The organism is Verticiella sediminum (genome assembly GCF_007558815.1).
Classification (GTDB): Bacteria; Pseudomonadota; Gammaproteobacteria; order Burkholderiales; family Burkholderiaceae_B; genus Verticiella; species Verticiella sediminum.
The window spans coordinates 80,312-92,548 of the sequence record NZ_VLTJ01000026.1 but is presented as its reverse complement, the minus strand read 5'-3'; the positions used below and the strand labels follow the sequence as shown (position 1 = coordinate 92,548).

Sequence of the window (12,237 nt, the reverse complement as noted above, 5' to 3'; positions counted from 1 at the left end):
CTATGTAGGCTTGCCACAAATCCAGGGCGGCGGGTCATGAAACAAAGACACAGATGCCTCTGCCACTGCAGCGAGCGCCGCCACTGCGATTAGACTGAGCCGTGTAAACAACAATCCCTTGGAGTCGGGCGTAGAAAAAAGCGACTTCGCCAAAGCCATGGAGCGGCTGGCCCGGCGACGGCTGCGCCGCTGATTTCCGAGCTGCCAGCGCTTGGCCAAAACTACCGGCCCGGCGGGAGGGTGCGTGCGACGTTCCTGCCGTCCTGCAGCTCGGTCGTGGCACTACCCCCTCGCTTGCCAGCCTTTCAATGGGGGTCGCGAAACAGGCACGCGCCAGCATCACCTCCCAGCGTCATGCTGATCGAACGCGGCTTGCACCAGCCCGACCGTGTTATTCAGCAGCCCGAGGCTGCCTGCCATCAGATACCAGCTCGCGCCGTCCTGATCCAGGAAGACGACCTTGTTTTGCCGCCAGGCCCGGCTGTTGGCGACGGCGGGTGTTGCCGCCATTGTCTCCGCTGCTTTGAGCTCACCGAATGCCGCGTTGCGATCGACCACGAACAACCAGTCGGGTTCATGCGCCAGCGCGTCTGCAAGGTACTTCGCTTCGGCTGCTTGGCGGGCCTTCTGTTCGATCTCGGCAGCGGCCTTGGCAGCCGGGTCGTCTGCGTTGGCCGCGTTGTTGGCCGGCGGGCGGCCGCTGCCCAGACCGCCTGCGCCGTCGTCGGGAGAAAGGGCGGAACGGATGCCGATCAACTCATAAAGCATGCCAAAGCGGGCGTCCGACTGTTGGGGCATCACGCGGCTGCCGACGTTGAACATCACGAGGCCCGTACCCTGCCGGGCTGCGCTCGAATGCAGCGTCCGCACTCTGGTGCGCAGCGCGTCGGCCTCGCGGCGTCCCAGGGCTTCCTGGCCGAGGGCCGCACCCAAGCTCGCAACATTTCCGGCAATGCTCTCGACGAAGCGGGCATTGTCGACCGACAGCACGACGACGGGCGCGATGTCCTTGAACGCATCGGCCGAACCGCCGCGTCCACGGCTCCCCGACACGATGAGGTCGGGCGCGAAAGCCGCGACCTGCTGCAGTTGGGGATTGGGCTCGCCCTCGCCGGCGCGGCCCGCGGGCAGCTTGGCATACTTATCCTGCCCGTATTGGGCGATCAGGTGGCTGGGCCACCGGGCGGTGGATTCGCCGGACGGCGGAGCAGGGACCATGCTCGGCTCGATGCCCATCGCGTCGAGCGTGTCCAGCGCGGTCAGGTCCAGGGCCACCACTTTCCTGCTCGGCGCGGCAGCTCTTGCGAAAGTGCCGGCTGCAACCAGGCTCAGGCCCAGGGCCGCCGTGAAACGGCGGCGCGTCAGTATCGGTGTCTGCAAAAGAATTCTCCAAAAATCATGGCTGGTGTTCCAGGGGCGGTTCCTGGGCACGATGAATCGCATCCGCTTCGGCATGCGTCGAAGCACCGATTGGTGAACGTTATATGACAAATGTGGGGACGCCGGCGGCCATCCAGGCCGCCGGAAAGTCACCCGCTTGAATTCCACGCACAAAGCCTATTGCTTGGCGTGGATCCGCTGGACGTGGTTGCTGGCAGCATCGTCGGCCTGACCTTTGTTCAGTGCGTAGACCACGCCACCGGGCGCCACCGTCAAGTGGTTCGGTAGCGGGCCACCCGGCAGGTTCGCCACGATCTTGCCGTCGACGTCGAGCACGGTGATCGTGCCTGAACCGCGGTTGGCGGCGTAGACGCGTTTGCTGACGGGTTCGAACACGACGCTGAGCGGGCCGGCGCCGACCGGCACGCGGTGCAGCACGTCACCCGTATCCGCTTCGGCGATGACGATCGCGTCGGCGCCTTGGGACGCGATGAAGATTCGGTTGCTTTGCGCGTCATGGGCGATGCCGATGGCGCCGGCAGCGCCTTTGACCGTGTAGGCCTTCTCCACGGCGTTGCTGGCCGCATCGATGACGGCGACTTCGCCGTTGGCGCCCACCACGAAGAGTTTGCCTGCGCTGGCGTCCAGGCTCATGCTCATGGTCGGGAAAGCGGCTGGCGCGGCGCCGCGTCCGGGAGGCCCGCCAGCGCCAGCCGGCGGAGGTGGCGCGTTCAATTCCAGGGTGGTGGTCAGTAGCAGCGTCTTCGCATCGAACACGGCGACGTTGGTACCGCGCGCCTGGTTGACGAAGACTTTGCCGTTTTTCTGGTCCGCGATGACGTCGCGTGGGTGGCCGATGGTGCCCGCGTCGAACTGCTTGAGCAGCGTCAGATCCGACTGTCGGTACACGGCAACCGTGTTCTGCCGAGTGTTGCTGACCCAGATGTTGCCGTTCGCGTCGTCCACGCCCACGCCGTAGACGGCGTAGACCCCGCCGTCCTGCGCGTTGCCCTGAGCGTCGGGACGGCCGGGCGCCGGGCCGGGTGTGACCTGCTGCACGACCTTCAGGGTTCGGGGGTCGAGCCTGGCCAGCACGGATTCCTTGACCGGCGGACGGCCGACGGCGGCGGCCACGAACAGCGCGCTGTTCGTGGCGCTGTAGCCGGACTGATACACGCCGGTCACCGTCTTCTCGGACTTGATGTCGAAACGGTTGGCGCCCGAGACCGGAAGATCAGGCGACACCTTGAGTGTGTGTATCAGTGCAGCAGAAGGCTCGGTGGCGCTCACGACCACCGAGTGACGGCCAGGCACGGCGTTCTTGGGAACGGTGGTCTCGACGCTGAATTTGCCATCGACATCGGCGGCTACGGGTTCGCCGGAGATCGTCTCGCCCTCGTAGAGGAACTGCACCTTCTGTCCCGGCTTGAAGTTCGTGCCCTGCAGCGTGACCGTGCTGCCCGGGTAGACGACGCCGCCCGCGCTCACGCGTCCCTGGAAGTTGTCGTCGGGCTGGCCGAAGCGCGCGTCGGCCCAGGCGGTGCCGGCCGCGAGCAGGATGCAAGCCGCCACGGCGGTCCGGGCCGTGCGCAACGGTGGGAAGGCATGAATGTGTAGCACTGTTGTTTCCTTGGAAAAGAAAATAGGGATGACCGGGAAAATGTCCTTGCCATGCCGGTCTTTCGGCTGTGAGAAGGGAATCGACGCACAGCGGTTTCAGGACATGTGCGAGGCCTGCGGTGCGTCGGTCGGCCGGGCCGGCACACTGACTGCGGAGCCGATCAAGCCGTGGGCACGGATGGCTCCGTTGTAGGGCTCGGGCAGCTTCGTCAGCGCATCGTTGAACCTGCCTGCCGCGTCGTCGGCCGCGTCGCTCCACTCGGCGCCGTGCGCGAGGTCCGGCCGGACGAAATGCAGCCAGCCCGCCCAGGCCAGTATCTGCAGCAGGCCGTTGATCGTGCCGGGCCGGTCGGCATAGGCTGGTAGCTGCGCCAGTTCGGCATAGCTGCGCGGGCTGCCCTGCAGCGCATCGAGCAGCGGGGCGACGTTGTGTATCGGCAGCCTGACGGGGCCGATGCGCGACTGGAGCGTCAGTGTGCCCTGCATGGTCACGGCGCCACGGGGGGCGGCGGGCAGCAGGCACACACGCTGCGCCAGCAGCGCCTGGCGCAGCGCCTCGTCGCCCAGCAGGTTGCCGTCGGGATGACGGCGCTGGTAGAGGTCGGCGCGCGAGAGCTGGTTGCGCGCCAGGTCCTTGAACGTCTCGACCTCGGCTGCGCTCGCGCCCCGCCTCCGTAGTCGGCGCAACAGGGCCTGGGCACGCCCCGGCAGCGAGGCATTGTCGATATTTTCGTAAGGAGCCGCGCTGCCGACGAATTCGCAGTCGGCGGCAGCGAAGTCCTGCATTACGTCGGAGACGTGCAGGGCTTCCCAGTGCCGGTTCAAGTAGTCGTGGGCATGATAGGCTGCACCGGCCTCGTCCAGGGCGTCGGCGGCCGGGATGTTCGCCAGCGCGTTCGGAAAATCCTGGAAATAGCCCAGCCCGGCATCGGCCATGTCGTGCAGCAGCGCGACGGCCTCGCGCGCCTTGCGGGCGGCGCTGCCCGCAAGGCCCTGCGTGTGCAGGTACATCATCCGCTGGGCCGCCGCGAACGAGGCCGACCCCGGTTGGCTGAGGTAATTCAAGTACAGAATGCCCCCGGGCTTGAGACGCTGGCGCACCAGCGCCTGGATGGCCCGGCGTTGCGTGGGCGCGATCCACGAATACACGCCATGCACCACGATGAAGTCGCACGGCGGCAGCGCCTGCTCGCTCGTGTCCAGCGCCTGCTCGAAGCCGAGAGCGAGGAACTGTGCGTTGGCCACACCGGCCGCCTCGGCCAGCGCGCGCGCGTGCTCGATGGCATCGGGGTTGAAGTCGATGCCGATGAAGCGCCCGAGGGGGTTGGTGGCGGCTGCCAGCACGGCGCCCAACCCGCTGCCGCAGCCGAGTTCCAGCCACGTGTAAGGCGCGGTCAGGTCCGGCGCGCGTCGTCCGAGGGCCGTCGTCACCGAGGTCAGCCACAGCGGCATGGTTTCCCGGAAGAAATGCCGCGGGTATTCGACATCGGCAACATAGCCGGCCAGGTCTTGCTGTGACATCAGAACGACGCAGTGTACGAGGCGTAGAACGCCCGACCCGGTTCGTTGTAGGTCAGTGCGCCGGCACCGCTGGTGATCACGCGCTCCTCGAGCGGCCCGCTTGCGGTGTTGCCTGCGGCCAATCGCTCGGCGCGCTTGATCTGACGATCCAGCAGGTTGCTCACGCCGAATGTCAGGCGGTGCTGCTCGTTGAACTTGTAGGATCCGCTCAAGCCCAGCAAAACGTATGACCCGCGCTCGCGCAAGGCGTCGCCTTCCATTCGGTAGCCGTGATAGCTCACCGTGCGCGGCTTGCGGCGGCCATACAGCGTCGAGGTCAGTTGCATGCTGAAGCTCTCCGAGACGCGCCAGTCCAGCGTGCTGTTCAGCGTGTACTTCGGGATGATGGACAGCGGCTGATTGGTGTCCTTGTTGCGGTTGCTGAACATCCAGGTGACGTTGTTCAGCAGCCGTAGCGTGCTGCCGTTTCGACCGAGGATGGGAATCGTGAGACTGCCTTCCAGGCCATGGACTATCGCTTTGCCCGAGTTCTGCCATTCGAAGATGGCCGGCTCGTCCAGCGAGGGCACGGTGTCGATGGCTGACAGCGCCTCGGCGACGATCCGGTTCTTGTAGTCGTTGCGGAAGTAGGCCATGCTGGCGTGCCCGCCGCTCTCCCCATCCCAGGCCACGCCGATTTCCTTGTTGACGCTGATTTCGGGTTTCAGATCGGGGTTGCCGTTGACCGTGCAGTCGTAGCTGTCGGCAGGAAGCCCCAGGCCGTTGTAAGGGCATGCGCCGCCCAGGCTCGAGGTGTACGAGGGCGCCGTCTGGTACAGCGTCGGGGCCTTGAAGGTGCGGGCAATGCCGCCCTTCAGCATGAAGCCGCCGCCCAGCTCGTAGGTGGCGTTCGCGCTGGGACTCCAGTTGTTGCCGAACTTGCTGTGGTGATCCAGCCGCACGCCGGGCGTCAGGATCAGGGCGTTGCCGATGCTGATGTTGTCTTCCATGTAGAAGGCGAGCGTGTTGCTTTCCATCTTGACAAATTCCGGCGGCGTGGCACTAGTCAGCAGCGCGTTGTTGTCGTTCAGCTTTTGTTTGCGCCACTCCACGCCGGTCGTCAGCATCTGCTGCAGGCCGCCGAGCTTCAGCGGCGTGTTCAGTTCGCTGTTGAAGAAGAAGTTGTCCATGTTGGATTGCTGCTGCTCGCCGGTCGTGCCGCAATTGCCTTCTCCCATCCCGCCCGACCCCTGGCGGCAGTTGGAGGTGCGCGTCCCTTCGTACTGGAACAACGTGCGCGAGCTGCCCAGATCCCCCCAGTTGCCGCGGTGGGTGACGGCGGCGGTCTGCCGGTAGACGCGCCGCGTCTCGGCGCCCCGTTCGGCCCATTCGCCCAGCAACTCGGCCGCATCGCCCGAGGGCGTGGTGTTGGAGGTATCGCCGGCGTAGCGATTGCCCAGACGGCTGAAGCCGGCTTCGAATTCGATCACCTGGTCGGGTGTCAGATCCCAGCGCAGCAAACCGTTGATATCGCGGTTGCGGCGGCCCTCGCGGCCAGCGACCCAGTTCGGCGAACCGTCGTCGAGAACCCCGTTGATGGTGGGTTTGTCGCCATCGGTCTTGGCGACGTTGCCGTACAGGCGGAACGACAGATTCTCGGCGATCGGGCCCGAAAGATTGACACCCAGGCGGCGTGTTCCGTTGCCCTCGAGGTCGCTCTCCGGCATGCTCAGGTAGGTGGTGACGGAGCCCCGGAATTTGTCCGACGGCTTCTTGGTGATGATGTTGATCACACCACCCGAGGCACCCGATCCGTAGCGGGCGGCGGCCGGGCCTCGGATGATCTCGACGCGCTCGATCTCATCGACCGGCACCCAGTTGGTGTCGCCGCTGGTGTCGCGATCGCCGGTACGGCGCGTGATGGCGCCCTGGCGTGACTGCACGGGCTTGCCGTCGACCAGGATCATCGTATTTTCCGCACCCATCCCGCGTAGGTCGATCTCGCGCTGGTTGCCGTACGCGCCGACGGAGCTGGCGCCCGAAAGGCTGACGCCCGGCTGGGTCATGAGGATTTCGGCCAGGTCATTGGCGGGCGGGCGCAGCTCCAGGTCCTCCTGGGTGATGACCGAAACTCCCAGGGATTGGCGCAACTGGTCTTCGGCCGTTACCTGGATCGTCGACAGGACGGTCACTTCGCTCGGGCCGGGCTGTGCGGTATCGGCCGCGCCGAGGGAGTTGGGCACGCGCCGCAGGGCGTAGCCGCCTTCGGCTGTGCGTACGGCTTCGAGCCCGGTGCCGGCCAGCAAGCGTGCCAAGCCCTGTTCTACACGGTAGCTTCCCTGCAAGCCGGGGCTGCGTAGCCCTGCCGTGAGCTGAGGGTCGGCGGCCAGGAGCAGGCCCGCGGCGCGGCCGAACCGGCTCAGGGCCTCGTCCAGCGGCCCCGCCGAGATATCGTAGGCGCGCGTCTCGGCCTGGGCCTGTGCCTGTGCCTGACCGACCGGCGCAAGAGCGGTTGCAGTGCCCAGCACGCCGGCCAGCAGTGCGGCGCGCAGGGCCAGCATCAGCGGCGACGGCCGTAGCGGAGCGTGTCGAGGCGACCGGAAGGGACGTTGAGAGCGGGAAGTAGTGCGGGTCATGGAAAGGGAGGTCCTCGTGTGCGGATGGCTTGAATGAAGGGGACAGTGGCTGGCCGGTGCATCGCACCGGCGGCACTAGGTGCCTCTGCTTTCCTTGACGCACGAGGAGAGGGGGACTCCCCCTCTTGTTACAAAATTCTTGCGGCGATTGCAGCCCGGCGGTCGCCGAAGCGAGGTTCAGGCGGGCCGCAATTCGACCCACCAGCGCGTGCGTGTGACGACCTGCAAAGGCAGGATGCGCGCAAGCATTGCCAGCACCTGGTCGGTGTCGGCAAGCGGAAAGCTGCCGGTGACCTGCAGCGCTGCCACCGATGGATGGCAACGCAGGACGCCTGGACGCCAGCGCGCCAGTTCATCGACGAACTCGCCCAGCAGTTGGCGTTCGGCGACCAGCATGCCTTCGGTCCAGACTCCCGCGCCAGGATCGCTGGGCATGGGCCCGCGCACGACGCGCTGGGCATTGAAGGCGGCCTGCTGGTCGGTACCCAGCGTCAGCATGCCGGTCGCGCTGCGCGGTTGAATCTGTACTCGGCCCTGCAGAACCGCGACGGACGTGGTCGGCTCCGCAGCCGCCAGTTTGTCATGCCGCCGCACGACGAAACGGGTGCCGAGCGGCGAGACCGTGCCGTCGGCCGTGGCGACGCGCAGCGGCCGCCCCAACGGGTCGGCGCCGGTGGCGATCAGGATTTCCCCGCCATGCAGCACGATGCGGCGTTCCTGCGGCGTGAAGCGCAGGTCCACCGCGCTGGCGGTGGCCAGGTGCAATAGCGTGCCGTCGTCCAGCGTCAGGACGCGGCGGCTGCCGGTTGCGGTATGCAGATCGGCCGTCAACCCTGACCAGGCACCGTGCCGGTGCAGGTGCCAGCCCAGCACACCGGCGCCGGCCACACCCAAGGTTCGGCCCAGCCACTTGCGGCGTGACCGGCGGCGGTCGATTTCATCCAGGCCGCGGCGCAGTGCCGCGCCGGCAGCCGGCGTCTGTGCGTCGGCCGCCAGGCGGTGTTGCAGATCATGGTCCAGCGAGGCCAGGCGCTGCCACGCCAGCTCGTGGCGCGGATCGGCGGCGCGCCAGTCCTGGCAGGCCCGGATATCGGCCTCGTCCGCCGTGCCGGATTGCAGTTGGACTATCCAGTCGGCGGCCTCGGCCACGACGGCGGGCGGCAGTGGGCAGGCTTGCGGCCTTTGCGGGGTGAACGCTGACGGCGTGCCGGCGTTCATCGCACCATCGGCCAGGCCAGGGCGGGGAGATTGCGAAGCGTGGGGCTGGGGTCGAGGCTTAGACGTCATGCGCGTAGATCACGGCGTAGCAGTGCTGCAGGACTTGCGATATCGCCTTCTGTACGGCTTTGGGCGAAATGTGCAGAGCGGCGGCAATCTCGAGATGGCTCAGGCCGTCCAGGCGCGATAGCAGGAAGATGGTGCGCGTGCGGGGGCTCAGCCCTTCCAGCACCCTGCAGATGGTCTCCAGGGCCTGCATGATCATCAAACGGGTTTCCGGGGGCGGCGCCAGCGCTTCGGGTTGAGCTTGCAGTGCTTGCAGATACGCGTGCTCCAGGATCTGCCGCCGGTGCTGGCTGATCGCCAGTCGCTGCGCAACTGCGGTCAGATAGGCACGCGGCTCGCGCAGCGCCTGCAACGCGCTGCCTTGGCGCAGCAGGTGCTCGAAGGTGTCGTGCGCGATATCGGCCGCGCCCTCGCGGCTGTCGAGTTTGCGCAGGAGCAGCTTCACTAGCCATGCATGGTGCTCGCGGTAAAGAGTGTCGAGAGATTGCATGCTGAGCCGGAGCACAGAACATTTAAGAATGAGAATTGTTTCACAATTGTACGCATAGATTCAATGAGAACGTTGCCGGATCGCAGCATGCGAGCCGATCAAGCGGCTGCAGTCGCAGTACCGGGATGACATCGAGGTCCTTTGTACGAGACCGGCGAAGGCGATCTGCGTTTGATCTATCGCCGGGGGGCACGATGTCCGTCGGCGCGGTGTTCCGAAGAACCGGGCGTGGCGTTCGGCATCGCACGACGGCTGTGCTGTGATCCCGGGGCTGTCCCGGCCGCCAGGCTATGCGCGACGCCAGATGGTTGCGGTCTGGCGTGAACCTTTGTGCCGCTGGCCAGTCCGACGAGCCTGGCGCAGGCGCCGGCCTGCGCGCGCGGCAGCGCATGAAGGTTTGCCGCGCAAGGGCGGCGCGGCGTCGCCGTGATACGACTTCGTCAATACGCCCGGCCATCGGCCGGCATGGGAGCAAAGTATGCGCATCTGGGACACCCCCACCGGTTATGGCCTGATCAGCCGATGTCTGCACTGGGGCATGGCGCTGCTGTTTCTCTGGCAGTTCACCGGGATGATCCTGCGCATCACGCTGGGGCGCACACCCCTGGTGTCGTTCTGGGTGGGTACCCACGCCTCGGTCGGCACTTTGCTGTTCGCGCTGGTGGTGCTGCGCATCGTCTGGGCGCTGCTCAACCTGCGCCATCGTCCGCCGCACGGCGGTGGCACGCGCGGCCTGGCCGTGCGCGTGGGGCATGCGGCGCTGTATGCGCTGATGCTCGTCATCCCCGGGCTCGCGATCCTGCGCGCCTACGGTTCGGGCAAGGGGCTGAACTTCTTCGGCATGACGCTGATCGAGCCCACCGGTGTGCAGGTGCCGGCGCTGACGGCGCCGGCGAGCGCTTTTCACGGGCTGCTGGCGTGGGTGCTGCTCGCCGCCATCGCCGGCCACATCGTCATGGTGATCGTCCATCAGCGGCTGTGGCGCGACGACGTTGCCAGCCGCATGATGGGGCCTTTGCCGACGGATTCGGCAAAGGTGCGCTGAGCGCTAGACCGCGCGCCCGTCACCGGACCCCGGGGGGCCGGTGCCGGGCGGCGCTTTGGGTTCGTGGGCGGTCGCAGCGGCGTGCCGGCGCCGCTGCTGCGCTCAATAGCTGATGCGCACCCCCAGCGTGGCGCTGCGTCCCATCAGCGGGGTGGTGCGTGCCAGGAACGAGGCGTGGTTGTAGGCCAGCTTGTCGAGCAGGTTGCTGCCTTTCAGATAAACCTCGTAAGCCGTGCTGCCGGCCTTGCCGCGATACGAGACATAGGCGCCCAGCATGGTGTAGCCGCTGGTGTCGCTCTCGTAATCCGCAATCCGGTTCTGCGTGAAGACGCGGTACAGTTCGCCGCCCGCCGACCAGGCCTGCCAGCGCGCGTCCAGGGCCACGCCCAGCCGTCCGGCAGGAATGCGGGGCAGGTTGCCGCCCTCGGCGAAGCGCGCGCGCACGTAGTCGCCGAACACGCTGGCGCTGACGGTCTCGTTCAGGCGCTGGCGCACCCGGCCTTCGATGCCGGTGAAGCGGGCATCGCGCTGGTCGTACTGGATGAGGCGGAAATCGTCGTGCTGGTCCAGGGTATCCGCGTAGATGTAGCCCTTCACCCGGTTGTGATAGGCGCTCACCTCGAACGTCGTGTCGCCCTGATACTTGCGCAGGGTGAGGTCGACGTTGTGCGAGGTTTCCTTGCCGAGGTCGGCGTTGCCCAGTTCGTAGGTCAGGGTGGCCAGATGGATGCCGTCCGCATACAGCTCCTGGGCGGTGGGCAGGCGCTGCGAGCGCGAGAGCGACAGGCCCAGCGAGTATTGCGGCGCGAAACGCCACAGCGCCGAACCGGACACCGAGGTGGCGCCGCCGCTGAAGCGGGGCTGGGTATCTTCGGGCGTTACGCGCTGGCGCTCGTGGCGGGCGCCGGCCTGGAAGCGCCAGTCGCCGCGCTCATACTCCTCGAGCAGGAACACGCCGTGGTTGCGCGTGACGGTGCGCGGCATGAAGGCCTCGGTGCCGTCGGTCGTGAAGTCGCTGCGCAGGGTGGACAGGCCGACCACCCCCTGCCAGCCGGCCAGCGGCTGGTGCTGCAGTTCGAGCCGGGCGTCGTAGCCCTTGTTGCGGAACGCCGACACGGCGGTGTCTTCCTCGATCTCGCTGTGCTGGTAATCGGTGTGCGCAGCGCGCAGGCGTACGCGCGAGAAGCCGGGCAGGGGGTCGCGGTACTCGCTGCGCAGCTCCCAGCGCTTGCTGGTCAGGTCGGCGTACGGGGCGGCGTGATCGTGATCGTGGCTGTGGTCATGATCATGGTCGTCGTGGCCGCCGTGATCGTCATGGTCGTCATGGTCATCGTGATCGTCGTGGCCGTCGCAGTGCAGGTGCGCGCCGTGCGGATGACAATCCTCGTAGGCGTGCGCCTGGTCGTGCCCGGGCAGGCCGTACTTGCTGTTGTGCCGGGTGAAGGCGATGCCCGTGTAGCCGCGGGGCGTGACCCACGAGGCGCCCACCGTGCCAGTCGTCGTGTCGTTGTCGGTGCCGGGCACGCGGCGTTCCTGCCAGTCCGGCACGCGGTAGTCGCCGGCACGGCGCCTCGCCCCTTCCACACGCACGGCGAGATTGCCCGTGCCGGCCGTTATGCCGACGGCGCCGGCGCGCTCGCGTGCCGCCGTGCCGTAGCGCAGTTCCGCCTCGGCTTCCACGCCGCGCTCGGGCACCGCAGTCGGGACGCGCTCGTCCAGTACGTTGACCACCCCGCCGATGGCGCCGCCGCCGTAGAGCAGGGTGGACGGCCCGCGCAGTACCTCGACCTGGCGCGTCAGCAGCGGCTCGGTGACGATGGCATGGTCCGGGCTCACCGTCGAGGCGTCGAGAATCTCCGATCCGTCCTGCAGCACCTTCACCCGCGGCGCGTCCTGGCCACGGATCACCGGCCGGCTGGCGCCCGCGCCGAAGGTATTGGCATGGATGCCGGGTTCGCCCGCCAGCGTATCGCCCAGCGTCGCCTCCCGGCGGCGCACCAGCTCGCTGCCTTCCAGGATGAACGCCGGCGTGGCGAGATCGTCGGCGGGGCGCTCGAAGGGCGTGGCGGAGACAGTGACGGGAGCGAGCTGGGGAATGGCGGCGGGCTGGGCTGCGTGGACGACGAGCGGAGCAGCGCCACAGAGGGCCGCGGCCAGGACGAGCAGGGGATAGGGGGGCGGATGCGTGGGCATGGTATGTAATAACGTATCAATTAAGAAACGATATGTTATTTCATAGCGGGATCGGCCGGCAATATCGCCGAGCCGCTGTTGTCCGGGGA

At 67.1% G+C, this 12,237-nt stretch carries 8 protein-coding genes; 1 reads left to right on the top strand and 7 read right to left on the bottom strand.

Features of this window, described 5'->3' with window-relative positions; translation table 11 throughout:
* Positions 1-339 precede the first annotated feature (339 nt).
* The 6 genes from FOZ76_RS13415 to FOZ76_RS13390 form a co-directional block, all read right to left on the bottom strand.
* A complete protein-coding gene (locus FOZ76_RS13415; protein WP_143948781.1) occupies positions 340-1,455 on the bottom strand; it encodes an ABC transporter substrate-binding protein in 1,116 nt (371 codons plus the stop codon).
* A gap of 102 nt (positions 1,456-1,557) precedes the next feature.
* Entirely contained in the window at positions 1,558-3,000 is a 1,443-nt protein-coding gene (locus tag FOZ76_RS13410) for a YncE family protein (RefSeq protein ID WP_211366239.1), read from the bottom strand.
* 96 nt (positions 3,001-3,096) lie between these two features.
* Positions 3,097-4,521, bottom strand: a complete 1,425-nt coding sequence (locus FOZ76_RS13405) for a class I SAM-dependent methyltransferase (protein WP_143948780.1) — start codon at positions 4,519-4,521, stop codon at positions 3,097-3,099.
* Entirely contained in the window at positions 4,521-7,061 is a 2,541-nt protein-coding gene (locus FOZ76_RS13400) for a FepA family TonB-dependent siderophore receptor (protein WP_170235435.1), read from the bottom strand. The genes FOZ76_RS13405 and FOZ76_RS13400 overlap by 1 nt, the downstream gene beginning before the upstream one ends.
* A 252-nt stretch (positions 7,062-7,313) precedes the next feature.
* The gene (locus tag FOZ76_RS13395; protein WP_170235434.1) at positions 7,314-8,354 is read right to left on the bottom strand and encodes a FecR domain-containing protein; all 1,041 of its coding nucleotides are present in this window, start codon (positions 8,352-8,354) and stop codon (positions 7,314-7,316) included.
* 58 nt (positions 8,355-8,412) lie between these two features.
* Positions 8,413-8,925: a sigma-70 family RNA polymerase sigma factor gene (locus FOZ76_RS13390; protein WP_246129491.1), complete on the bottom strand. Its 513-nt coding sequence runs from the start codon at positions 8,923-8,925 to the stop codon at positions 8,413-8,415.
* Between the two features lie 463 nt (positions 8,926-9,388).
* On the opposite strand from FOZ76_RS13390, the gene FOZ76_RS13385 reads away from it, so the two are divergent.
* Positions 9,389-9,955, top strand: coding sequence for a cytochrome b (locus tag FOZ76_RS13385; protein ID WP_143948777.1), 567 nt, complete (start codon positions 9,389-9,391; stop codon positions 9,953-9,955).
* Between the two features lie 102 nt (positions 9,956-10,057).
* Here the strand turns inward: FOZ76_RS13385 and FOZ76_RS13380 are convergent, their stop codons facing one another.
* Positions 10,058-12,148: a TonB-dependent receptor gene (locus tag FOZ76_RS13380; protein WP_143948776.1), complete on the bottom strand. Its 2,091-nt coding sequence runs from the start codon at positions 12,146-12,148 to the stop codon at positions 10,058-10,060.
* Between the last annotated feature and the right edge of the window lie 89 nt (positions 12,149-12,237).

Excerpts from the sequence above, each read along its gene's own strand:
- FOZ76_RS13400 (WP_170235435.1), bottom strand. The coding sequence starts at position 7,061 with ATGCTGGCCCTGCGCGCCGCACTGCTGGCCGGCGTGCTGGGCACTGCA.
- FOZ76_RS13415 (WP_143948781.1), bottom strand. The coding sequence starts at position 1,455 with ATGCCGAAGCGGATGCGATTCATCGTGCCCAGGAACCGCCCCTGGAAC.
- FOZ76_RS13380 (WP_143948776.1), bottom strand. The coding sequence starts at position 12,148 with ATGCCCACGCATCCGCCCCCCTATCCCCTGCTCGTCCTGGCCGCGGCC.
- FOZ76_RS13395 (WP_170235434.1), bottom strand. The coding sequence starts at position 8,354 with ATGAACGCCGGCACGCCGTCAGCGTTCACCCCGCAAAGGCCGCAAGCC.
- FOZ76_RS13405 (WP_143948780.1), bottom strand. The coding sequence starts at position 4,521 with ATGTCACAGCAAGACCTGGCCGGCTATGTTGCCGATGTCGAATACCCG.
- FOZ76_RS13385 (WP_143948777.1), top strand. The coding sequence starts at position 9,389 with ATGCGCATCTGGGACACCCCCACCGGTTATGGCCTGATCAGCCGATGT.